Origin of the sequence: Acinetobacter sp. FL, assembly GCF_040744925.1 — a bacterium.
Lineage (GTDB): Bacteria > Pseudomonadota > Gammaproteobacteria > Pseudomonadales > Moraxellaceae > Acinetobacter > Acinetobacter radioresistens.
Genome location: NZ_CP160437.1, coordinates 654702 through 678827, shown reverse-complemented (window position 1 = coordinate 678827; position 24126 = coordinate 654702). Strand labels below are relative to the sequence as shown.

Genomic DNA, 24126 nt, shown 5'->3' with positions numbered 1-24126 from the left:
GTTTCAGCTTTTACATTAAAATTCCATACAAGCTGAAAGTATCAATGCCTTTATGATATTCAGACAACTCCAGAACAAGATTCCGCCTATTTCACTTAATATCTTCAATTTAATCCTGGCTATATGGTTTGGCATTGCCCTGAATCTTTCTTTTTATATGAAGATAATTCAGCTCACACCTTACCAGGGAATCAAGGCATGGTTATTTTTAATGGCAACAGTCATTGTAGTGGTGAGTATCTACAACCTGATTTTTCAGTTGCTGCAGTGGAAATGGAATATTCGATTCTTTGCTGTCATCTTCATTCTTTTAGGCGGTTTTTCAGCTTATTTTGTTAACAGTCTGGGCATAGGTATATCAGCTGACCAAATTCAGAATGCATTACAAACCGATCAGCACGAAGTACTAGATCTGCTCTCCTGGCAATTTGTTTTGTGGGGTCTTGGCTTTGTCTTGCTGCCTTTATCATTGCTAGGCTTAGTCAAAATACAAACTGAAGCTTTATCTAAAGTTTTTATTTCTAAAATGTTCGGTGCGCTTACCTCATTGGTTCTGGCCGGCCTGATGCTATTTACCTTCTATATTGATTACGCAGCTATCTTTCGTGAACATCGTGATCTAAAAGGTATGATCAGCCCACAAAATGTAATCGCATCTAGCATTTCGTATTATAAAAAGAAAGCGCCAAGACAGAATTTGCCACTTATTAAATATGGAGAAGATGCACATTTAATTTTACCGGTATCAGATTCGAAAAAACCCCAGCTTATGGTTCTGGTAGTAGGTGAAACTGCCCGTGCTGAGAGTTTTGCTTTAAACGGATATACCAGAGCGACCAATCCAGAATTATCTAAACTGAATATTATAAATTTCAGTCAGGTCAGTTCTTGTGGAACAGCCACAGCAGTTTCAGTTCCCTGCATGTTTTCCGGTATGCCGCGTCAGCAGTATGATGAACAGCTGGCATCACACCGGGAAGGCTTGCTAGATATTGCCCAGCGTGCGGGCTACAAAGTAACCTGGGTAGATAATAACTCAGGCTGTAAAGGCGTCTGCAACCGCATAGAACAATATGAATTCAATAAATCTCTTAAACAGAAGTGGTGTATAGAGGGAGAATGTCATGATGAAATCTTGCCTGAGGCACTCCAGGCTTATCTGGCCAGTATTCCAGAGACCGATAAGGCACCACGCCTGATTGTTCTGCATCAGGCAGGTAGTCATGGCCCGGCTTATTTTAAGCGCTCAACAGCAGCATACCAGCCGTTCCAACCGACATGTAATACCAATGCCATTCAGGGTTGTAGTGCCGAGTCTTTAATTAATAGCTACGATAATTCAATAGTTTACACCGATCATGTGCTTGCCGAGCTTATACAAACCTTAGAAGGAAACCAACACTATCAGAGCGCGCTATGGTATTTGTCGGATCATGGTGAATCTACTGGAGAGCATGGTTTATATTTACATGGTTCGCCTTATGCCATTGCACCCAGCCAGCAAACCCATATTCCAATGTTAATGTGGTTTTCAGCGAGCTGGAAACAGCAGCACCCTGTGCAGGTCGCCTGTCTGGCCAACCAGAAACAGCAAAATCTGAGCCAGGATAATTTATTTCCTACCCTGCTCAGTCTGCTCAACATTAAGAGTGCAGTGATACAGCCACAGCATGATATGCTGCAACAATGCCATCATCTATCGGGCCTGAGGATATAAAAAATGAATAAAATCCTGATTATTGAAGATGATTTTATGATTGCCGAATCCACCATTACACTGTTGCAATATCAGCAGTTCGCAGTGCAATGGGTAAATAACGGTATTGATGGCCTAAAACTGCTTAAAACACAGGAATTTGATATTGTCCTGCTAGATCTGGGCCTTCCTCTTATGGATGGAATGCAGGTCCTCAAGCAGATCCGGCAGCAAAAACCGGCTCTTCCAGTTTTAATTATTTCTGCACGCGACCAGCTACACAACCGAGTAGATGGCTTGAATCAAGGTGCAGATGATTACCTGGTCAAGCCTTATGAATTTGATGAATTACTGGCACGTATACAGGCTCTATTACGTCGCAGCACTATAACCAGCATTCAGACCGAAACCGTACAGATACTACAACATGGCGACCTGATACTTGATCTGGAACAGCATTCTGCCCTATTTAAAAACGAACATATTGACCTGTCCAAGCGTGAATGGGCTATCCTTATTCCCTTGATGAGTTACCCCTATAAAATTTTTTCCAGAAGCAGCCTAGAAGATAAGCTCTACGATATAGATTCTGAAATCAACAGCAATACCATTGAGGTCTATATACACCATTTACGCACCAAGCTCGGCAAAGACTTTATCCGGACTATTCGAGGTTTAGGTTACCGTCTGGGTCAGGCCTAAGCTTAAACAGCGAAGTTTTTATGTCATCAAATTACTCCTTAAAAAAACGGCTCATACTCTATATTTCATTCTTTAGTATCAGTCTAGGCTGTGTACTGGTCTTTTCAGCTTATCGTATTGCGCTTGAAGAAATTAATGAAATTCTGGATGCCCAGATGCAGAATCTGGCTGAACGTATTGCCACTCATGGTCCAGAGCAGATCCAAAGCCAGTTTGATGAACATCAGCGCTACCATGAAGAAGATTTATTTGTAGATGTATGGGCATATACTGATCAAGATCATCAAAGCCAGTCAAAGCGGCTGGTTGCACCGGTAGAAAAAGCCGGTTTTTATACACACCAGACTGCAAGTGATATCTGGCGGACTTATGTGCTCCCACTTGAGCATGACCAGATACAGGTTAGCCAGCAGCTTTCTGTCCGCCGGCATCTGGCACTAGAACTTGCGGGCAATATGTTTATTCCCTACTTGCTGTTTATGCCCTTGGTGCTCTGGGGATTAGGCTGGATCATCAGCCACAATCTTAAACCTTTAGACGAATTTAAAGAAGAAATTGCAAAGCGTGAGCCACATGAATTAGAACCGGTTCAAATATTTAAATATCCTCAAGAAATTGTACCAGTCCTTAATGAAATCAACTCTCTATTTAGCCGAATTCAATATTCACAGCAAGAGCAGCGGCAATTTATAGCAAATGCAGCTCATGAGTTAAGAACACCGATTACTGCATTAAATTTGCAAATACAGATTCTGTTACAAGAGTTTCCTGACCATCCTGCTTTAAAGAACCTCAATAAAGGTTTAATGCGTGTCCAGCATCTGGTCAGTCAATTACTTAGCCTGGCTCAACAGGATGCAAATATTTTAGAAACTGAGCATGGTGTGCAGGTCAGAGTGAGCGATATCGCTACAAATTGTGTAGAGGAACTCATCCAGCTGGCAATACAAAAGAATATCGATCTGGGCATGGAGCAGCAGGATCCGGTGAGTATCTTGTCGGAACCCGCTATCATACACTCAATCATTTTTAATCTGATTGATAACGCCATTAAATACACGCCAGAGAATGGTGTAATTAATGTTTCCGTATATGCCAGAGAAAATGGAGCACTGATACAGATAGAAGACAGTGGACCAGGTATTGACCCTATGCTATACGAAAAGGTGCTTCAGCGTTTTTACCGTGTTTATCAGCATACAGAAATTGGGAGTGGCTTAGGTCTGTCCATTGTTCATAAGGCAACCCAACGTTTAAAGGGACGGCTTAGTTTTACACACAGCCAGACATTAGGTGGCTTACAGGTCAATATATTTTTACCAGATAATATTCTTTAAAAAACCTGTAGAAAGTAGAGAGCCAGAATCTCTAGTCAGTAGTTAAAATTTGAGGAGAATACTTGAGGATAATCTGGTATATCAGAACATTTACACACCAGCAGATCCACAATGTCCATAGATTATGACTTAAAAAATGGGCACCACGCATCATCTGCGCCCAGCCCATTGCAAAACCAAGTATTAAGCCAGCCACAAGAAAGAAACAGGCCTTTTTTATATTAGATAAGCGGTAAACAAAATAGCCTGTTAATAAAGCAAAACCTGTTGAAGCATGGCCGCCTGGAAAGCAATGCCCATTTTTTGCTGAAAAATCCCAAGTAAACCCCGAAACAGAAGGGATAGTCATATTCCATGGACAAGCATATGCAGACTGCGACTTGATGAGACCAACGATACTGGTACATAACAGGGAGACCAGAAAAAAATAGCCCCACTTCATTTGATACATTTTAAGTTTTTGGCACTTAAATGAGCTTAACCAGCCCATAAAATAGCAGATATAAACAGCCATAATTATATCTTTTATATAGCTATGGTTGAGTTTCGCCAAATACCAGCTATCACGAAATAGGAATTCTCCCGAGTGGCTTACCCACGGTTGTATAAGAGATAAATCGATTAACCCGCCTACAGGGAAAAAAATTTTTAAGATAAAGAAATTTATAAATAATAAAATGTACTGATAAGACAAAAAATAGTTTGAGTTTTGCATCACAGAAAATTTAAATAAATATCCTCTTTATCTGAACAGATATTACTTAAAATCATCTTAAACTGACCCACTACTTCCTACTTAAAATCTTGTTTAAAGAAAATTAACCCATTCCTCCCTACAATGAATTCACTTAAATTAATTATTTGCTTAAATTTTGCTCTTGATTTTCTTGATTATTTTTAAAAATCTGAATAGTCAAATTTTAAATTTTAATTGAAAAAAGCGATTATTACATAATAACGATAAATTAATATTTTTATATTTCAATTACTTAATTTATTATTCTTTTTAAATTATAGAACATTTACTCCAGTTAGCATGTTTTTTCAACATATTTTTTTTATTTTTAAGTTCAAATAGAGCATTTACTCTTAGTTTAATTGTGCTATTTTTGTCACATGGAGTTAAGTTAGATTTTATCCCGGAAGAGGATGATCTCCAAAATTAAAAAGCATAGATCATGCACGTAAAACTTCCCGTATCTCAAGGAAAGACTAGAATGAAATTAAAAACTCTTAGCACAGCAATGATTTTAGCAATGCTACCTGCAACTGGGGTATTTGCAGCAGCTTTAGATCGTTCAGGTCAGTCGATCTCTGCATTCTTACAGCCAGGTAATTATTTTGAAGCCGGAATTTCTGTTCTTGATCCATCAGTTTCTGGTAAAGTTCAAAATAATTGGACGCCAGGAGGAGCTGCCGCACCATTAGCTCCTGCTTATCGAGGCACCTCAGTTGGCGAAATGGGTGATGATTATTATTTTCCAAGTGCAGCATTAAAATTTCAGTTAACTGATAATTTTTCATTTGGTATAATTTATGATCAGCCATTTGGAGCGAAAGCAACTTACCCTACTGATACTTATTTAAATCCTTTAGCTGGTGGTGTTTTCCATAATGGAACAGAAGGTACAGAAGTAGAAGTTAAATCAGAAAATATTACTATGCTTGTAGGTTATCAACCTATTGAAAATTTTAATATTTATGGTGGTGCTGTATACCAGTCAGTTGAAGGTAATGTTCAATTACGTGGTCTAGCATATGGCAGTACAACTGCATTAGGTCAATACAATGCTACAATGGAAGACGATAGTGCTGTAGGTTGGTTAGCGGGTATTGCTTACCAGATTCCTGAAATTGCTCTAAAAGCATCACTAACTTATCGTTCTGAAATTGATCATGATTTGAAAACAAATGAATATGGTCATAGTGATATTTTAGCTTTAGTAACGCAAAACCCTGCTGCTGCGCTTTATAATGTAAATACAAATACTAAAATTTCTACTCCTCAGTCTGTAAACCTTGATTTCCAAAGCGGTATTATGGCAGATACAGTAGCCTTTGCTAACGTACGCTGGGTCAACTGGAAGGATTTCTCAATTCGTCCACAGCAGTTTGAACGAGTTTCAAGAGCTTTAGGCGCGGCAGGTGCTACTCCTAATAATCCAAATGGCTTTGATATTGTTTCTTATACTGATGATCAAATCTCAGCTACTCTAGGCGTAGGCCGTAAATTTTCTGAACAATGGGCAGGTAACGTTTCTGTAGGTTGGGATTCAGGTGCTGGTAATCCAGTTTCTACTTTAGGCCCAACAGAAGGCTATTGGAATCTTGGTTTAGGTCTACAATTTAGCCCTGCACAAAACTACTTTATTGCGGGCGGTGTGAAATATTTCTGGTTAGGCGATGCAAAAGCTCAAGCTGCATCTGATTTCGGTTCTAATTCATATGTAGCTGATTTTGAAGATAACGATGCTTGGGGTTATGGTCTAAAAATTGGTTATCGTTTCTAAGGTAAATTATTTTAGAAAGGCTATCGCTTGCGGTAGCTTTTCTATTACTACTCTACTATACAAATTTCAAGTGTTGCTAATTTAGCCAAAAAAATTCGGTTTTACTTGGTATATTTTTAAAACATTTACTCTAATTTTTTATTTATAAATCATTTATATACATCAGTATTCTTAGTCTTTTTACTCTAATCAAGTATGTTTCTTGCATTCATCAGTTCATTTTTTAGACCGAGCTGAGCATTTACTCTTTTTTGTTTTGTGTTACTTTCCTTCAACTTTTTTGTTACAGATGGCATCAGGGAAAGACCATGAAGCTCAATAAAATTTATTCCGCTATTCTTCTTAGCTCACTCCCTCTCACTGCGGTTAATGCGGGTGGTTTAGACCGTTCAGGTCAATCTATTCAGGCATTTTTACAGCCTGGAAACTATTTTGAGACAGGTATTTCTATCCTTGATCCTGATGTTTCAGGTACTGACGCAAATGGGAATGTTGCTGGTGATATGGCTGGTGACTACTATTTCCCATCAGCGGCTTTGAAAATTCAGGCTACTGATAAAATTTCACTTGGTCTGATCTATGATCAGCCATTTGGTGCTGACGCCGAGTACAAAGGAAATAATAACTTTGTTGAAAACCGTATGGTTCCATTTAAAGGTGGTACTACCGTTGAAGTAGATACTCAAAACCTGAATTTTCTGATTGGCTATCAGCCTACTCAAAACTGGAATTTATATGCAGGTGCTGTTTATCAGACAGTTGATGGTACGGTGAAATTACGCGGTAATGCTTATAGCGCCTTCAATGGATATGATTTAAAAACAGGTGAAGACGAATCGGTAGGCTGGCTGGCTGGTATTGCTTATCAAATTCCTGAGATTGCCCTAAAAGCTGCTATAACCTATCGTTCTGAAATTGAGCATGATATGAATGCTTATGAGAATTTTGGCGCGGCAGGACTCACTGGTAATCCTCGACTTGATGGTGCAATGAACCAGATTAGTGCTACTTCTGGACGTACTGAATTAACCACGCCACAGTCAGTTAATATCGATTTTCAAACGGGCATTATGGAAAATACTGTCGCATTTGCCAATGTACGATGGGTAGAATGGTCCAAGTTTGCAGTTCAACCTTATAAATTCGGCAAGTTATCGCAAGTCCTTGGTCAATCAACTCCAGCTCTTGGCAAACCAAATGGCTTTAATCTGATTGACTATAAAGATGATCAGATTTCAGCAACGGTCGGTGTAGGTCGTAAATTTAATGATCTGTGGGCAGGTAATGTATCAGTAGGTTGGGATTCTGGTGCAGGTAATCCTGTAACAACTCTAGGCCCAACTGAAGGTTACTGGAGTATAGGTACAGGCGTACGTTTTTCACCGGCTGAAAATTACTTTATTGGTGCAGGTGTAAAATACTTCTGGTTAGGTGATGCTGATGCAGTAACAGGTGCTCATACGGCGGCAGGTACTTTTGAAAGTAATCATGCTATCGCTTATGGTCTAAATATTGGTTACAAATTCTAAAAATCTCATTAGACAATTTATAGAAAAAGGGCGCTTCAAGTGCCCTTTTTTAAGCTTATTTATAAAATCTTAAACTGGAATATCGCGCAGTGACACTGAACGGATTGCCTCTTTTAAAGCAGCGTAACCATGAATTGCCTGGAACTGCGGGAACTCAGCGATTACATTTTCTGGCGCATCAAACAGGAAACCATGGTCTGCTTCACCCAGCATGGTTGTATCATTATACGAGTCCCCTGCTGCAATTACACGGAAATTCAGGTTGTGGAGTGCCTTTACTGCCTCACGTTTCTGGTCTGGCTGACGTAATTTATAGGCAGTGATCATGCCTTTTTCATCTGTTTCCAGCTTGTGACAAAAAATAGTAGGCCAGCCCAACTGTTGCATCAATGGATGGGCAAATTCATAAAAAGTATCAGATAAAATAATCAGCTGGAAATGGATACGGACCCACTCTACAAATTCTTTGGCGCCGGGTAATGGACCCATATCTGCAATCACGGCCTGAATATCATTTAAACCTAAACCATGCTGCTTTAAGATATTTAAACGCTGGGTCATCAGGACATCGTAGTCAGGAATGTCTCGAGTAGTGGCTTCTAGTTCTTTAATCCCTGTTTTTTTTGCAAAGTTAATCCAGATTTCCGGGACTAATACCCCTTCAAGATCGAGACATACAATTTCCATGAATTCTCCAAGCATCATAAAAAAATCGGATTATCATAGCATTAACCCGTTATATTTTGCGCAACTGTTTATTAATCAGTTTTATTCATAAGCTTTGTAGTTAATGTGCTAAGCAGCTTATTTCATTTCCCTTAAAATGTATTGCACTTTAGTGAATATATATTTTTACAGCGTCCAAGCCTTTGAGCCAGGAGCCTTCATGACCGCTATCCCAACCATTGATATAGTGGATGCCTTGGCATCTGAATATGCTGACAAATCTCCAAGCGAGATTCTGGAACTTGCCTTGAGTCAGGAAGGTGAAATTGCTATTTCATTTTCAGGGGCTGAAGATGTAGTTCTGATTGATATGGCCTCCCGTTTGGGAAAACCATTTCGGGTATTCAGTCTGGATACTGGCCGACTGCATTCAGAAACCTATCAGTTTATTGAAAAAGTCCGCAATCATTACAACATTGAAATTGAAATTTGTTTTCCTGAAGCAGAACCCTTACTCGATATGGTAAATCGTAAAGGCCTGTTTAGCTTCTATGTTGATGGCCATCAGGAATGCTGTGGTATTCGTAAAGTTCAGCCGTTACGCAAGAAACTAGCGACTTTAGATGGCTGGATTACCGGTCAGCGTCGTGACCAGAGTCCGGGAACCCGTACTGAAATACCAGTAGTTCAGGCAGACACAGGTTTTTCTGGGCCGGGTAAACAGTTAATCAAGTATAACCCGCTGGCCAACTGGTCAAGCAGTGATGTCTGGAGTTATATCCGTTTAATGGAAATTCCATATAATGCCCTGCATGAACGTGGTTTTATTTCAATCGGCTGTGAACCTTGTACTAAAGCTGTTTTACCAAATCAGCATGAACGTGAAGGGCGCTGGTGGTGGGAAGAAGCCACCCATAAAGAATGTGGTCTGCATGCTGGTAATTTAAAGAAGTAATATCAGTCAAAAAACCGCTCATACCTAACTGAGAGTCTTAACAGTTAATTGAGCGGTTTTTATTTAACTGATGAATTCACATAAATTTATGCTGCGTCTGGACTGAAAGATTATATACTGTAACGCGTGTCCTATAATTCTAACAATGAGCAGCTCAATAAGAGCTGACAGATCCATTGCAGTGAGGCAATCAACGCTATGCGTCCATTACACCCAATTGATTTCATTTTTTTATCATTAGAAAAACGTCAACAGCCCATGCATGTAGGCGGTCTATTCCTGTTTGAAATTCCTGAACATGCACCCGCGACTTTTATACAAGATCTGGTACAGGATATTCGTAACTCAAAATCAATTCCGGTACCACCCTTTAATAACCGGCTAAGTGGCCTGTTTTGGGATGAAGATGAAGAGTTTGATCTGGATCATCACTTCCGCCATATTTCACTGCCTCATCCAGGACGTATTCGCGAACTATTAGCTTATATTTCTCAAGAACATAGTACACTTATTGATCGCGCAAAACCGCTCTGGACCTGTAATATTATTGAAGGCATTGAAGGCAACCGGTTTGCTATGTACTTCAAAATTCATCATGCCATGGTTGATGGAATTGCAGGAATGCGACTGGTTGAAAAATCACTATCTAAGGACCAGCTGGCTAAAAGTATTGTACCGCCATGGTGCGTAGAAGGCCCACGAGCCAAACGCCTTAAAGAAGCTAAAAAAGGAAGTACAAAGAAAATTCTTGGGTTACTTAAAGACCAGTTTGAAGCTGTACCTAAAGTAATGTATGAACTGTCACAGACAGTGATGAAAGATATGGGCCGTAATCCGCACTATGTTTCCAGCTTTCAGGCACCGAAAAGTATACTCAATCAGCGGGTCAGTGCTTCACGACGTTTTGCAGCACAATCTTTTGAGTTGAACCGTTTACGTAGTATCGCAAGTGCATTGGATGTAACTATTAATGATGTAATTCTGGCAGTGTGTTCGGGTGCTTTACGTGAATATCTTCTTAGCCAGAACAGTTTACCGGCGAAGCCATTAATTGCCATGGTTCCAGCTTCTATCCGGGATGATGACTCAGATGTGAGCAACCGGATTACCATGATTCTGGCCAATCTGGGTACACATCAGGCAGATCCACTGAAACGACTGGAAACTATTCGCCGGAGTGTACTGAATGCTAAACAGCGCTTTAAACGGATGACGTCAGGTCAGATTCTGAATTACAGCGCACTGGTATACTCTGCCGCAGGACTTAATATACTTTCAGGAATGATGCCTAAACGTCAGGCCTTTAACTTGGTAATTTCTAATGTGCCGGGTCCACGTGAACCCTTGTACTGGAATGGTGCAAAGTTGGATGCACTTTTTCCTGCTTCGATTGTACTGGATGGACAAGCTTTAAATATTACCATGACCAGTTATCTGGACAAACTCGAGGTCGGCTTAATCGCCTGTCGCAATGCATTACCCAAAATGCAGAATCTGCTTACCCATTTGGAAGATGAAATACAACGTTTTGAATCACTGATTGAAGCTGAAACGTTTGAGAAAAATCTGACTGTAACAGGTTAAAGGACAATAGAAAATTGAGGGGCTAAATTAGGCCCCTTATTTTTTAATAGTACGGCACTGTTTTAAAAGCTGGTGACAAACCGAGCGGATCATCGCAGTAGTAATCTGGATTTCTCGACCATCATCATCAAGCATATAGCATGTATTCACTTTTTTTGAATCAAGTACGTGTTGAAAACCTTTATGAATAATTCTTTCGCTAACATTCATGTCATTTACCTCATTTGCTAAGACTACATAGGGGAGAAAAGTCTTTGGCTACCCAATGCATCTAGTATTGAAAATTCATGCATGAAAGTAAAATTTCAGTTGTAACAAGGATTAAGCGAAATTCTGTTACAACTTTAGCTTAAGATGATGTCATATTGCTCTTGCGTATACAGATTTTCGACCTGGAACTTAATTACCCGATTTACAAAATGCTCTAAATCCGCCACTGCTGGTGCTTCTGCTGTTAATAGACGGTCTATGACCGCAGGATGGGCAACTACTGTAAAGCCACTTTGTGATTCAAATGCCCGAGCATAGCGCATAATTTCTCGAAATATCTCGTAACATACTGTTTCTGCTGTCTTCACATATCCCCGTCCCTGACAGGTTGGGCAAGCTTCACATAATAGATGTTCTAAAGACTCCCGAGTTCGTTTCCTGGTCATTTCTACCAGTCCCAATTCGGAAACTTGTGTAATTTTAGTTTTGGCATGATCCCGTTCCAGCATTTTTTCAAACTGGTGCATGACTTCATTGCGGTGGGTCGCTTCCTGCATGTCAATAAAATCAATAATAATGATGCCACCCAAGTTGCGTAGTCGTAACTGCCGGACAATCACTTGAGTGGCTTCCATATTGGTTTTAAAGACCGTATCTTCAAGTGAACGGCCGCCCACATAGGAACCTGTATTAACATCAATAGTAGTCATGGCTTCAGTCTGGTCAATCATCAGATAGCCACCTGATTTTAAGGCCACTCGTGTCTGCAAGGCTTTTTGCAGGTCTTCTTCGACATTATACAAGTCGAAAAGTGGGCGCTCACCTGGGTAGTGAATCAGACGATCTTGCATACCCGGTACGAACTCTTCAATAAATTCGCTGAGTTTGGTATAGATTTCCCGTGAATCAATATAGATTTTGGCAGTTTCTTCATTGGCCAAATCACGGATAACACGCTGAGGCAAAGGTAATTCTTCAAAAATCAGAGATGGGACAGTGGTAGCACGCTGTTTGCGCTGAATATATTCCCAAAGCTTGGCAAGGTAGGCCATATCTTGGGCAATATCTGCTTCATCGACGCCATCGGCTGCCGTACGCACAATTACGCTACCAGGTAAATCGTGCTGTTGCTGAATTTTCTCAATCAGTGAACGCAGCCGGTCACGCTCTTCTTCTGATTCGATCCGCTGTGAAACACCAATATGATTTCCAAATGGCATCAGTACCAGATAGCGGGAAGGAATTGAAAGGTCAGTAGACAGCCGCGCGCCTTTAGTACCCAGCATATCTTTCATGACCTGCACCGTCAGAATCTGGCCGGGCTGTAATAATTCAAATACGTTGGGAGTAGGCTGGTTGCGGGGCCAGATCATGTCATTGATATGTAAAAAGGCTGTACGTGAAAGGCCGATATCGACAAAAGCGGCCTGCATGCCAGGCAATACACGGACTACCTTGCCCTTATAGATATTTCCTACCAGACCACGCTTGACAGTCCGTTCAACAAACAGTTCATTGACCGTACCATTTTCAACTAATGCGACCCGGCATTCCATAGGGGTAACATTAATGAGTAGCTCATCAGACATACTAAAACTCAAAACATTATAAAAATTCTTTCCAGCGGTTAATTTAGTGCCTTAACTGCTTTTAATAACTGTATTGTTTCATGTAACGGCAACCCGACTACATTGGTATAGCTGCCAAAAATCCGGAGAATATATTGCGCTGCAATGCCCTGTATGGCATATGCACCCGCTTTGCCTTCTGGCTCTCCGGTCGCCCAATAACGCTCCATATCGTTTGGACTGAGTGTTTGAAATTCAACCTGGGTATGTACCACTATACTCGAAATCTGCCGGGATGTGGCAATACAGACCCCTGAAAAAACATCATGGTGTCTGCCAGATAATTTTGACCAGATTTCAAAGGCATGCTGCTTCGATTCAGGTTTACCAATAATGGTACCATCCAGCCCGAGACTGGTATCGGCAGCAATAATTACAGATTCAGGATATTGTGCGAGTACTGCCTGTGCTTTTTGACGAGCCAGACGCTCTACATACTCAGGAACACTTTCACCTGCTCTTGTGCTCTCGTCAATATCAGGACTGTGAATATCGAATTCCAGTCCTAATTGTCTGAGCAGCTCCTGTCGCCTTGGCGAACTTGAGGCCAGAATCAGATGCGCCATTTTCGCAGCAGGTAATAAAGGATTGGCCAGCACAAAATACTGCTAAGCAATGGCTGCCAGTGCCGTGCAATTGAAAAATGCAGCCCGGCCATAACCTGGGTGAACCAGGTAAACAGCAGATGGGCAAAAATTGCTAGCGTTGCCAGTACCCATAAATTGCCAAAGGTTAAAATCCGGCGTTCACGGGTAAACCAGCGTACGACAAAGGTGATCAGCACAAAACTGAGTGCATTCATTCCCAAGGGCGCATCACGTAGCAAGTCTGTAAAAATGCCCACTGCAAAGGCAAACCAGACACCTGTCCAGCTTGGCTGACACAATATCCAGAAAAGCATGATCATTAGCATAAATAATGGCCGCCATCCGGAAATGTCATAAGACAGTGGATAGACCATTAATACTGACCCGACTATGACTGACAGGATAATGACAATCAATGGATCTTTACGCTTTTCATAACGCAACTTAGCGATTGGCATAGGGTTGCTCCATCGCCAGAGAGTCCGAAAACAGGATCACCACATGATGTCCACCAGCCAGCTGTGCAGCTGGAACCACCTGAATCTGGGCGAACTCACCTGAATTATGGCGTCTGACTTTAGATACGGTACCCACCAGATAACCTGCCGGAAAATGTTCACCTAACCCTGAAGTATAGATTTTGTCTCCCGGTTTGATATCTGCACTGGTCGGCACGTATTCCATTTTCAGCAGCCCGAGATCACCTGTTCCTGCCACAATGGCACGCATACCGGTCCGTTCCAGACGTACAGATAGCGAATGCTCCTTGTCCGAGAGCAACATTACACGGCTAGAATGCGGATAGACATCAATGATCTGCCCCATTACTCCACGGTCATCCAGCACAGTCTGCCCCACCTTGAGCTGATTGCTGGCTCCCCGGTTAATAATAATGATATGTCGTAAGGGATCAGCATCAGTACCGATGACTTCTGCAATTTCCATACGACCATCAATAATAAGTGGCGTATCGAGCAGACCGCGTAAACGTGTATTCTCGGCAGAGAGCTCTGACAATTTCTGCAGACGCACCTGAGCCTGTAACAGCTCGGCCTGCATCGCAGTATTTTCACGGCGCAGCTGGGCTTCAGATTTGGTTTGTTGACTCAGCCATTCTCTCGACAACACGGGATAGCTTGCCAGTGCATAAATAGGATTATATGCAGCGTACAGGACTTCCCTGGCAGGTTGCACCACATGCGGCATGCGCCAGTCAAAAAACAGCACAATAAGGCAGGTGATCACCGCTATGATGAATGAGCGAAAAGATGGCGGTTGTCTTGAAAAAAGATTCGGTTGCACCGCCTGGTTCCTAACTTAACCTACAAACAGCATGTCATGATTCGGGTTATCGAAGAATTCGAGTACCTTACCGCCACCGCGAGTCACACAGGTCAGTGGATCTTCTGCAACCATAACAGGCAGTCCGGTTTCCTGAGCCAGCAGTTTGTCCAGATTACGAAGCAATGCACCACCGCCTGTAAGCACAATTCCGCGCTCGGCAATATCAGAGGACAGCTCTGGTGGAGTCTGTTCGAGTGCCGATTTCACTGCACTGACAATATTGGAAAGCGGATCAGCAATGGCCTGAGTAATTTCATCAGAGGTTACGGTAATTGAACGGGGAACGCCTTCAGCCAGGTTACGGCCACGCACTTCGATTTCAAGTGTTGTACCGTCTCCGATCGCCATACCCACTTCTTTTTTGATCAGTTCGGCAGTCGTTTCACCAATCACGCAACCATGTGCTTTACGCACATAATTAATGATCTGCTCATCAAAAACATCACCGCCAATACGTAAAGAATCTGCGTACACACAACCCTGTAGGGAAATAATCGCAATTTCAGTAGTACCACCACCAACATCAACCACCATAGAACCACACGCCTGCTCAACCGGCATACCTGCACCGATTGCAGCCGCCATCGGCTCTTCAATCAGGCGGACATCACGCGCACCTGCATTAAATACCGCTTCACGGATAGCACGACGCTCAACCAGTGTCGATTTGCATGGTACACACACCACAACACGTGGTGCAGGTGGAAACAGGCGCTTCTCATGGACTTTGCCAATGAACTGGTTCAGCATGGTCTCAGTTACTTCAAAGTCGGCAATTACGCCATCTTTCATCGGACGTATGGCAGAAATATTTGCCGGGGTACGTCCAAGCATCTGTTTCGCATCCAGGCCTACGGCGGCAACAATTTTCTGTGAACCACTGTGACGGATCGCGACAACTGTCGGTTCATTCAGAATGATGCCCCGCCCTGGTGCATAAATAAGTGTATTTGCTGTACCTAAATCAATGGCTAGATCCGGCGAAAACAAGCCAATTAGTCGTTTTAGAATCACGGGTCGTTCTCAGTTAAACTTTATGTGGACGCAAGGTGGCAACTTTAACTAAATGTAGTGCGTTGAACAAGTCAATCGCTTATTATAACGCACGATATTTTGAATTTTTTAATACTGATTAGGTGATGGTATGTCTACACCGGATGCTCAGCATTCTGCAGATTTAAATGCACAAACAGTTTCAGCAATCGCCAATCTTGCACGTCTTTCGCTCAATGATACGCAATCTGCTGAATATGCTCAAAGTCTAAATAAAATTTTAGGCATGATGGATACCTTAAAAGCAATCGATACTGAGGGTGTTGAACCGCTAAAAAGTCCATTTGATCACCCTCAGCCATTACGTCAGGATGTTGTGACTGAAACCAATCATCGTGAAGAATATCAGGCAGTTGCCCCAGCTACTGAAGCGGGCCTGTATCTGGTTCCACGTGTAATTGAATAATTATCTGGTCAACTTCTGTACTTCAAAACTGAACCTAAAAGAATTTAACTCATGACTGATTTACATCGTTTATCGATTCGTGAACTTGCCGAAGGCTTAAAAACAGCCCAGTTTTCCTCGCGCGAATTGACTCAGCACTATTTAAACCGTATTGAAAAAATTGATGCGCAGGTTAACAGCTATGTCACTGTAACTGCCGAACAGGCACTGGCTCAAGCTGATGCTGCTGATGCTGCGATTAAAACCGGTAACGCAACTGTACTTACCGGCGTGCCTATCGCACATAAAGATATTTTCTGTACTCAAGGTATTAAAACCACTGCCGGCTCTAAAATGCTGGATAACTTTATTTCCCCTTACGATGCTACCGTAGTTGCCAAGGGCAAAGCAGCCGGTCTGGTCACACTGGGTAAAGTGAATATGGATGAATTCGCTATGGGTTCAACCTCCGAGAATTCATTTTACGGTGCGACCAAAAACCCGTGGAATTTAAGCTGTGTACCGGGCGGATCATCGGGTGGATCGGCAGCGGCTGTGGCAGCAGATCTTGCTCCGTTTGCCACCGGCACCGATACTGGGGGTTCAATCCGTCAGCCTGCATCTTTTTGTGGACTTACCGGTCTGAAACCTACCTATGGCCGTGTATCCCGTTTCGGAATGATTGCCTATGCCTCGTCACTGGACCAAGGTGGCCCGATGGCACGTTCTGCTGAAGACTGTGCTTATTTGATGAATGTCATGGCCGGCCATGATGAAAAAGACTCGACCTCCATGAATCAGGAAGTCGACGATTATGTAGCCAACTTGAATACAGCTTCTGTTAAAAGTTTACGTATTGGTATTCCTAAGCAGTATTTTCAGGTTGATGGGTTGAATGCTGAAGTAAAAGCGCGTGTTGAAGAGTCGTTGAAAAAGCTCGAAGAAATGGGCGCGATTCTGGTTGAAATTGACCTGAACATGACTGAGGCTTACGTTCCGACTTATTATCTGATTGCTCCGGCCGAGGCCTCATCCAACCTGTCACGTTATGACGGCGTGCGTTATGGCTATCGCTGTGAAAATCCGGTGGACTTGATGGATCTTTACAAACGTTCGCGTTCGGAAGGTTTTGGTACAGAAGTCCAGCGCCGGATCCTGATTGGAACCTATGCCCTGTCAGCCGGTTATTATGATGCTTACTATGTCAAAGCCCAGAAAGTTCGTCGCCTGATTCAGCAGGATTTTCTGAAAGCTTTTGAACAGGTCGATGTCATTGCGGCTCCAAGCGCACCGACTACTGCCTATCAGCTGGGTGCTGCACAAGATACGGTAGCCATGTATCTGGGCGATATCTATACCCTTGCGGTCAACCTTGCTGGTCTGCCAGCTATTAATGCGCCAATTGGTTTCGATGCCAACCAGCTGCCTGTAGGCCTGCAACTGATTGGTAATTACTGGTCTGAGTCACAACTGCTGTCTGTAGTACACCAGTATCAGCAGGTAACCGACTGGCACACCCAACGTGCGGCAATTGCTGAGGAGAACGCATAATGGCTAAGAACACTGCTAAACCAAAATCTAACCTGATTGATGGTTGGGAAGTCGTTATTGGGATCGAGATTCACACTCAGCTTGCGACCAAATCGAAAATCTTCTCAGGTTCATCGACTGAATTCGGTCAAGACCCAAATACACAAGCCAGCCTGGTTGATCTGGCCATGCCGGGCGTATTGCCAGTACTCAACAAAGAAGTGGTGGATTTAGCGATTCGCTTTGGTTTGGGTATTGATGCCTACATCGACCAGGCGTCTGTATTTGCACGTAAAAACTACTTTTACCCGGATTCTCCAAAAGGCTATCAGATCAGCCAGATGGATAATCCGATTGTGGGTTTGGGTCATATCGACATCCAGCTTGAAGATGGTACAGTTAAACGCATTGGCGTGACGCGTGCGCACCTTGAGGAAGATGCTGGTAAATCAATCCATGACCAGTTTGAAGGTATGTCAGGCATCGACTTGAACCGTGCTGGTACACCACTTTTAGAGATCGTATCTGAACCCGATATGCGCTCAGTTGAAGAAGCGGTTGCCTACATTAAAGCGATTCACACGCTAGTGCGTTGGTTAGGGATCTCTGACGGTAACATGGCAGAAGGTTCGTTCCGTGCCGACTGTAACGTGTCTTTACGTCGTCCGGGTCAACCGTTCGGTACACGTTGTGAGTTGAAAAACCTCAACTCATTCCGTTTCATTGAACAAGCGATTAACGTGGAAATCGAACGTCAAATGGAAATCCTTGAATGGGATGGCACGATTGACCAAGAAACACGTTTATTCGACCCTGTGAAAATGGAAACGCGTTCTATGCGTTCGAAAGAAGAAGCGAACGATTACCGCTACTTCCCTGACCCTGACTTGTTGCCTGTGATCATTGCTGACGAGCAAATTGAAGCGATTAAAGCGACCATGCCTGAGCTTCCTGCTGCACGTCGTGCGCGTTTCGTGGCTGACTTTGGCATGACTGAGTATGATGCGCACGTATTAACGCTGACACGTGAAATGTCAGAGTTCTATGAGGAAGTCGTTAAGGCTGCTGGTGGTGCTGCACAAGGTAAGATTGCGGCGAACTGGGTAATGGGTGAATTCTCAGGTGCTTTGAATAAAGCAGGTTTAGACCTTGCTGACTCTCCTGTATCGGCTGAAAAACTTGGCGGTATGATTGCACGTATTGTGGACAACACGATTAGCGGTAAAATCGCAAAACAAGTGTTCGGCTTTATGTGGGAAGAAGGCAAAACTGCGGACGAAATTATTGCGGAAAAAGGCTTGAAACAGGAAACTGATACAGGCGCGATTGAAGCAATTATTAAGGAAGTACTTGCTGCCAACGAGAAGATGGTTGAAGAGTATAAATCTGGTAAAGAGAAAGCTTTCAACGGTCTTGTTGGTCAAGTGATGAAAGCGTCTAAGGGTAAAGCCAACCCTGCACAAGTAAATGAATTAATGAAAAAATTGATTGGTTAATCTGATCTTTTTCTAAAAAACCCGCTTTAGAGCGGGTTTTTTAGAAATTTATTAAAAATAATATTTCCGATTATTAGCCCTTTACTACTATAAGCGGGTAATTCATCGACACTCTTAACTCCATAGTGGTTAAGTAACATAGATAGTCGAGGAACTAAAATATCCAGATTTTTTTCGAGATTTTCGAAATTTTCAGTCCCATATAGATTTTGAAGAATTAAATCAGTACTCTTTAATGTAAATGATTTAGTTTCCGTAAATATTAGACCCTTTGATGCCAAATAATCAACATCAACAGAAGCGGGATAAAGACTTAAAAAATATTCAGTTAAAGTATTTAAGCCTTTCAAATACTCTGTAAAAGAAAGATTTTTAATCTTTTCGATCTCATCTTGTCGTAAGCCTTTTTGATTTAACATACTTACCAAATTTCGACAGTTAAAATCCTCTCCTTGATATGTAATATTAATAGTCAAATTTCTAATAGCAGTTAAAAAACCTAAAAAATTGATTTGATTTTTTGAAATATTACTTAATGTCTCAATTGCATCATCAAGAATATAGCTATTATCATCTGCTTCATCTGAATCTAATTTTTTTGATAATAGTTCAATTAAGAGTTGCTTAGACGAATTCTCTTTTCTCCTAATAATATTTTTTAGTCCCTCATGAAATAGATATTGAAAATTTGCATCTGTCACTTTTGAAAGAATTTTTATCGCTTCTTGATCAGAGTTAGAACTAGTGGTGAGTTTTGACTCTAGCATTGTATTTATACTTTGCTTAAATTGTTGAATTTCTGCTTGTACTTTTTGATTTTCAGCTTCTATTAATTGTGGGCCATGTACTAGTAACAGTTCAGGAACTCTTTTTTCTATCTGGTAGTCAATAGTTTCTATAATTTGCAATAAAGTTGGGCCATTATAAATATCTCGAGCTGCTTGCTGAACAGTACTATTTTCTGAAGCCTCTGCCTCCATTTTAACCTTTTCTAACATTCTTACTTTTCACTCTTACTTTTAACTTTTTCCTTTAATTTTATATCACGGCCTGCCTGAATAACTGTTGAGCCGTTAGAAGCTTTCGCTGAATTTCTAACTACCGAATTGCTTCCGAACATCGCAATTATAGCTGCCAACAAGCCATGTAAAGCCGAGAATATAATAGCCCATGTGTTGTAATCATAACCTATCCAATCAATTTTAAAATAAATTGCGCTGCCTACTGTCAAAACCCAAGCAATAGCGACTAACAGATATAAAATTTTCAAACTACTTCGTTTAATTATCAAATAAAATTATTTTATATCAAAATCTTGTGGTAATTATAGAAAGTTTCCTGAATCCCCAATATTCATTTACTGCTTTATATTAAATAATGACCTTCAAAAAAGTATCCTCTATCGCCAAACTCGAAGACTTAGGACTTACCAAAGTTCGCTAATCCCCCTAAATCCCCCTTTGAAAAAAGGGGATTTTGTCGTGTAATCAAATCGATACGTGATGTTCCATCTCCTTTTTTAAAGGAGAGGACTAGGGAGAGGATTTAAAACATGCTATAAAATCAAAAACAAACCGAAGAAAAATAAAAATGACACCTGAACAATTACAGCTCTATATTTTCTTTGGTCTTGGGATCTTTATTCTGCTCATTATCTTGCTTCTGCTTCATCCCAAGTCCCGTAGCAAAATCACTACACCCTCTAAAACTCGAAGCAGTCGAGACTCCAAGTTAGCCAACCTTTCCGATGGTATCGAGCTAATTTTTACACCGATTTTCTGGATCATTAAACTCATCATCGGGATATTCAAATCATAAAGCTATTCTTAACGGAAATTTGAAATCTGCTCAGAAAATGCCACTTTTCCCATATTGGAAATTGATTAATTAGAATAGAATCTGCGCATTCTCCCATCCCGCTCACTAACATGTCCAAGAACCTCGCCACCCTGATCGGCTTTAGTGCCATCTTACAGTGGTCGTCTATCGTGGGTTTACTCAAAAAAGTTAGTGCAAATATTGGTGCAGATTTAGCTGTGCTGTTTATGTATAGCTTAAGTGCGGTACTGCTGTTTGCCCTATTTCGCATTCCCAACTTGAAAATCATTCCACGCAAATATCTCTTTGGTGCAACGGCATTATTTGTGGTCTATGAAATCTGCTTTTCCTATGCCATTGCCCTTGCCCAAAACGCACAACAAGCCATAGAAATCAGCTTGGTCAATTACCTGTGGCCAAGTATGACCATCTTGATGCTGATTCTATTTAAAGAACTGAACTTCAATAAGTGGGTGATTTTAGGTTTAGGGATTAGCCTTGCAGGCGTGTTCTATATTCAAACCGGGAATGGTGCGATTGATCTTGCTGCGGTGATTAGCCATATGCAAAGTAATCCGCTGAGTTATGGACTGGCATTTGTAGGCGCAAGTTTATGGTCACTGTATTGTGTGATGACTAAAAAATACAGTCAGGGACATAATCCGATTAGCCTCTTTTTTATTGCCACCAGTCTAGTGCTGTGGCTCAAAATGCTGGTACTACATCCTGAGCAATTGACACACATAGTTCAGATCGATGCCACAACATTGATGTATATGCTGATGGTCTCTACCGTGACAGGTTTAGGTTATGCCGCATGGAATATTGGCATTAACCGAGGCAATATCACCATGCTGGTCACGCTGTCTTATTTCAGCCCAATATTTTCATCCATCATGTCGATGTGGATTTTACAAACGCCCCTATCGAAAACCTTTTGGCTTGGGGCAATCATGGTGACTTTGGGTTCTTTTGTGTGCTGGATTTCGACCAATTGGCATGAGCTTAAACAACGTTTTATCACGATGCGGTTAAGACAAACTTGAACCGCAGCTTTTTACTTATACAACTTATTTTTATCCGAGATTTTAACGGGTAACACCCAACTTATTCCAAAGATCCGGCGTCAAGAAAGTTGTTACCAGCTTATTCAAATCTACATATTTCAGAACACCATTAAGCTGCTGTTTAATTTCAGGCGTTTTAAGAATTTCTTCACCTGTAATACTGCCTAACTCTTGAAAACTATCTCCCACCGCCTGCAAACCTTCAGTCTGAATCACCGCCTTGGTCTGTGCCGAACATTGCTCTACCAGTATGCGTTGCAGCACAGTGGCCAGATTCTTATCTAATGCTTCCTTTTGTGTCGCAGTCACATTACTAAAGGCCTTTAAGTCGGGATGATTGCCCAATGCCACAAAGGTCCATTGCAGAACTACGGTTTTATCGGTGGGGGTGGTCGATTTCATCAAACAGTTACTGAGCTGATCCACCGTTGGGCCAGCCAATGCAATCTGAGAGGCCCCTAGTAAGGTTGCCCCTATAAAAAGTCCGCGAAACTTGCTCAAGGATATAAGCGCCATAGTATTTCCCTGCTTTTTAATATTGGGCCAATTATATAAAACCGTTTATTTGTAGCATACCGGCTGCTGGTTTACCTGTTATGACTGTGTAAATAGGTGCATTAGAAAGTTTATAGAGAAACCATGAAGACAATGTTCCGTAAACATCAAAAGTTTTCTAATTCCTTAATCACTATAAGCAGGGTACTGTAGCGTAATAACAGACTGCGGCTTATAGTCAGCAAAACCGGTATATAGGGAATTGACCAGATTCTTTATATTAAAAAAACCCGCCGAAGCGGGTGGAGTAAAAGCACTTTAATCATCTAATACGGCTTCAAAGGTCTTGAGACGTTTATAGATCGATAACAGCTCGATAATCGTTTTCCAGGACATAATCAGATACTGAAATGATTCACGGACTTTATCGAAAACATTACCAATCTGGTTGATCAGGCCCAAAGTCATCTTGCCGGCTGCAATAGCAGGGAAAAGCACGACCAGACTGTAGAGGATATCAAGCTGGCGGTACCAGGTTGCCACCAGATTAAAATAGGCGTAATGAAAATATAAACGGAAATAGTTCTGGCGTACGCGGGAAAACAGCTCTTTTAAGGTTGCCGGCTGGGCTCGGTCTGCATAGTCTTCACCATATACCAGCTCTTTACGGTAAGCTGCCTCAACTTTCTGGTTATTAAACTCAAGGCCCGGTAACTTGACGCCCACCACCATGAGCAGAACCGTACCAAAGATAGCCCAGACAATGGCTGCCCAGACTAGTGAGTGTTCTACCTGCCCCACCAGCGGCAATTCCGGTACATGCCGGGAGAGCTCAAATAAGATCGGCAGGAATGCAACCAGAACCATAACCGCTTTAATCAGCTCGACCCCTAAATCTTCCATAATAGTGGCAAAACGCATGGTGTCTTCCTGAACCCGCTGTGATGCTCCTTCAACATGACGTAACCGGTCCCAATGCGCGGTATAGTATTCATTCATTGCGGTACGCCAACGAAAAATATAATGACTGGTAAAGAAAGCATTAATGACCATAATGGTCACTGCTACCATGGCAATATATAAAAAGGTCAAGGTACCCATATACAGGTCACGGATATTACCGCCACCGCTACTCAGCATTCGCTGAATTAAATCCCAAAATGGCCCATACCACGCATTAATAGCTACACTGACCTGTACGCTAAACCAGATATTAAACAGAATAAATGCCGAGCCCCATACCGACCAGCGCTGCCAGGGATGATTTGCTTTAAACCGCCAAAAAATGGCAAAGATCACAGTAGCTACGAAGAACCAGAGGTAAAACCAGAGAAATGCCGGAGACCAGAACCGGCTAACCCCAATGGGCAGTTCAGCCTGAGCATAATCTGCTGGAAAGCCCAGCCAGCTTCCCCACTCCCGTCCGCCTGCTACATACCAGAGTAGCAGGTTGACCATGAACCAGAACAGCAATGACAGAAAAAATACTTTGGGTTGTGGAAAAAAAGATTTAAACATGCAACCTGTGATTCCT

Annotated in this window: 24 protein-coding genes; 12 read left to right on the top strand and 12 right to left on the bottom strand. The window is 41.9% G+C overall.

From position 1 onward, the window contains the following. Positions 1 to 52: 52 nt before the first annotated feature. The 3 genes from ABZP31_RS03105 to ABZP31_RS03095 are packed head-to-tail and all read left to right on the top strand — an operon-like array spanning position 53 to position 3735. Complete coding sequence (locus ABZP31_RS03105; RefSeq protein WP_034686159.1) at positions 53 to 1717, top strand: phosphoethanolamine transferase; 1665 nt, start codon at positions 53 to 55, stop codon at positions 1715 to 1717. Positions 1718 to 1720: 3 nt separating this feature from the next. Continuing rightward, positions 1721 to 2398, top strand: a complete 678-nt coding sequence (locus ABZP31_RS03100; protein ID WP_005015954.1) for a response regulator transcription factor — start codon at positions 1721 to 1723, stop codon at positions 2396 to 2398. Positions 2399 to 2418: 20 nt separating this feature from the next. Beyond that, positions 2419 to 3735 (top strand): ATP-binding protein, encoded by a 1317-nt coding sequence (locus tag ABZP31_RS03095; protein ID WP_005015955.1) that lies wholly within the window; start codon positions 2419 to 2421, stop codon positions 3733 to 3735. A 31-nt stretch (positions 3736 to 3766) separates the two neighbouring features. Here ABZP31_RS03095 and ABZP31_RS03090 read toward each other — a convergent pair whose 3' ends face one another. Next, positions 3767 to 4450: a phosphatase PAP2 family protein gene (locus tag ABZP31_RS03090; protein WP_034688407.1), complete on the bottom strand. Its 684-nt coding sequence runs from the start codon at positions 4448 to 4450 to the stop codon at positions 3767 to 3769. A gap of 502 nt (positions 4451 to 4952) precedes the next feature. On the opposite strand from ABZP31_RS03090, the gene ABZP31_RS03085 reads away from it, so the two are divergent. Both ABZP31_RS03085 and ABZP31_RS03080 read left to right on the top strand, forming a co-directional pair. After that, on the top strand, positions 4953 to 6245 hold the full coding sequence (locus ABZP31_RS03085) for an OmpP1/FadL family transporter (protein WP_005015959.1): 1293 nt from the start codon (positions 4953 to 4955) through the stop codon (positions 6243 to 6245). A gap of 308 nt (positions 6246 to 6553) precedes the next feature. Next, positions 6554 to 7774 (top strand): OmpP1/FadL family transporter, encoded by a 1221-nt coding sequence (locus ABZP31_RS03080; RefSeq protein ID WP_367156892.1) that lies wholly within the window; start codon positions 6554 to 6556, stop codon positions 7772 to 7774. 69 nt (positions 7775 to 7843) lie between these two features. Here the strand turns inward: ABZP31_RS03080 and thrH are convergent, their stop codons facing one another. Continuing rightward, positions 7844 to 8461, bottom strand: a complete 618-nt coding sequence (gene thrH, locus ABZP31_RS03075; RefSeq protein WP_367156891.1) for a bifunctional phosphoserine phosphatase/homoserine phosphotransferase ThrH — start codon at positions 8459 to 8461, stop codon at positions 7844 to 7846. Between the two features lie 199 nt (positions 8462 to 8660). On the opposite strand from thrH, the gene ABZP31_RS03070 reads away from it, so the two are divergent. Beyond that, on the top strand, positions 8661 to 9395 hold the full coding sequence (locus ABZP31_RS03070; RefSeq protein WP_005015964.1) for a phosphoadenylyl-sulfate reductase: 735 nt from the start codon (positions 8661 to 8663) through the stop codon (positions 9393 to 9395). A gap of 198 nt (positions 9396 to 9593) precedes the next feature. Continuing rightward, positions 9594 to 10979, top strand: coding sequence for a wax ester/triacylglycerol synthase family O-acyltransferase (locus ABZP31_RS03065; RefSeq protein WP_248132706.1), 1386 nt, complete (start codon positions 9594 to 9596; stop codon positions 10977 to 10979). Between the two features lie 36 nt (positions 10980 to 11015). On the opposite strand, the gene ABZP31_RS03060 is transcribed toward ABZP31_RS03065, so the two are convergent. From ABZP31_RS03060 to ABZP31_RS03035, 6 genes are all read right to left on the bottom strand, one after another. Then, positions 11016 to 11189 (bottom strand): PA1571 family protein, encoded by a 174-nt coding sequence (locus ABZP31_RS03060; RefSeq protein ID WP_005015969.1) that lies wholly within the window; start codon positions 11187 to 11189, stop codon positions 11016 to 11018. A gap of 134 nt (positions 11190 to 11323) precedes the next feature. After that, on the bottom strand, positions 11324 to 12778 hold the full coding sequence (gene rng / locus ABZP31_RS03055; RefSeq protein ID WP_039900683.1) for a ribonuclease G: 1455 nt from the start codon (positions 12776 to 12778) through the stop codon (positions 11324 to 11326). Positions 12779 to 12816: 38 nt separating this feature from the next. Further along, positions 12817 to 13383, bottom strand: a complete 567-nt coding sequence (locus tag ABZP31_RS03050) for a Maf-like protein (protein ID WP_005404315.1) — start codon at positions 13381 to 13383, stop codon at positions 12817 to 12819. Then, positions 13371 to 13862, bottom strand: coding sequence for a rod shape-determining protein MreD (mreD, locus tag ABZP31_RS03045; protein WP_005024886.1), 492 nt, complete (start codon positions 13860 to 13862; stop codon positions 13371 to 13373). Before mreD ends, ABZP31_RS03050 begins: the two co-directional genes overlap by 13 nt. Next, positions 13849 to 14706 carry a rod shape-determining protein MreC gene (gene mreC, locus ABZP31_RS03040; protein ID WP_005015986.1) on the bottom strand — a complete coding sequence of 286 codons (858 nt, stop codon included), beginning with the start codon at positions 14704 to 14706 and terminating at the stop codon, positions 13849 to 13851. Before mreC ends, mreD begins: the two co-directional genes overlap by 14 nt. 15 nt (positions 14707 to 14721) lie before the next feature. Next, complete coding sequence (locus ABZP31_RS03035; protein ID WP_005015988.1) at positions 14722 to 15762, bottom strand: rod shape-determining protein; 1041 nt, start codon at positions 15760 to 15762, stop codon at positions 14722 to 14724. A gap of 130 nt (positions 15763 to 15892) precedes the next feature. Here ABZP31_RS03035 and gatC point away from each other — a divergent pair, with 130 nt between their 5' ends. The 3 genes from gatC to gatB are packed head-to-tail and all read left to right on the top strand — an operon-like array spanning position 15893 to position 19212. Continuing rightward, complete coding sequence (gene gatC, locus ABZP31_RS03030; RefSeq protein WP_005015990.1) at positions 15893 to 16207, top strand: Asp-tRNA(Asn)/Glu-tRNA(Gln) amidotransferase subunit GatC; 315 nt, start codon at positions 15893 to 15895, stop codon at positions 16205 to 16207. Between the two features lie 51 nt (positions 16208 to 16258). Further along, entirely contained in the window at positions 16259 to 17737 is a 1479-nt protein-coding gene (gene gatA, locus ABZP31_RS03025; protein WP_005404316.1) for an Asp-tRNA(Asn)/Glu-tRNA(Gln) amidotransferase subunit GatA, read from the top strand. Then, on the top strand, positions 17737 to 19212 hold the full coding sequence (gene gatB / locus ABZP31_RS03020) for an Asp-tRNA(Asn)/Glu-tRNA(Gln) amidotransferase subunit GatB (RefSeq protein WP_005404317.1): 1476 nt from the start codon (positions 17737 to 17739) through the stop codon (positions 19210 to 19212). The genes gatA and gatB overlap by 1 nt, the downstream gene beginning before the upstream one ends. A 26-nt stretch (positions 19213 to 19238) precedes the next feature. Here the strand turns inward: gatB and ABZP31_RS03015 are convergent, their stop codons facing one another. Both ABZP31_RS03015 and ABZP31_RS03010 read right to left on the bottom strand, forming a co-directional pair. Next, complete coding sequence (locus ABZP31_RS03015; protein ID WP_005404318.1) at positions 19239 to 20210, bottom strand: LPO_1073/Vpar_1526 family protein; 972 nt, start codon at positions 20208 to 20210, stop codon at positions 19239 to 19241. A 2-nt stretch (positions 20211 to 20212) separates the two neighbouring features. Further along, positions 20213 to 20482 (bottom strand): hypothetical protein, encoded by a 270-nt coding sequence (locus ABZP31_RS03010; protein ID WP_147554592.1) that lies wholly within the window; start codon positions 20480 to 20482, stop codon positions 20213 to 20215. Positions 20483 to 20802: 320 nt separating this feature from the next. Here ABZP31_RS03010 and ABZP31_RS03005 point away from each other — a divergent pair, with 320 nt between their 5' ends. Then, positions 20803 to 21030, top strand: coding sequence for a hypothetical protein (locus ABZP31_RS03005; RefSeq protein ID WP_039900692.1), 228 nt, complete (start codon positions 20803 to 20805; stop codon positions 21028 to 21030). A 110-nt stretch (positions 21031 to 21140) separates the two neighbouring features. After that, positions 21141 to 22076, top strand: coding sequence for an aromatic amino acid DMT transporter YddG (gene yddG / locus ABZP31_RS03000; RefSeq protein ID WP_005404319.1), 936 nt, complete (start codon positions 21141 to 21143; stop codon positions 22074 to 22076). A gap of 42 nt (positions 22077 to 22118) precedes the next feature. Here the strand turns inward: yddG and ABZP31_RS02995 are convergent, their stop codons facing one another. Beyond that, positions 22119 to 22613, bottom strand: coding sequence for a hypothetical protein (locus ABZP31_RS02995; protein WP_005016006.1), 495 nt, complete (start codon positions 22611 to 22613; stop codon positions 22119 to 22121). A gap of 297 nt (positions 22614 to 22910) precedes the next feature. Further along, complete coding sequence (gene sbmA / locus ABZP31_RS02990) at positions 22911 to 24110, bottom strand: peptide antibiotic transporter SbmA (RefSeq protein ID WP_005404320.1); 1200 nt, start codon at positions 24108 to 24110, stop codon at positions 22911 to 22913. Positions 24111 to 24126 lie beyond the last annotated feature (16 nt).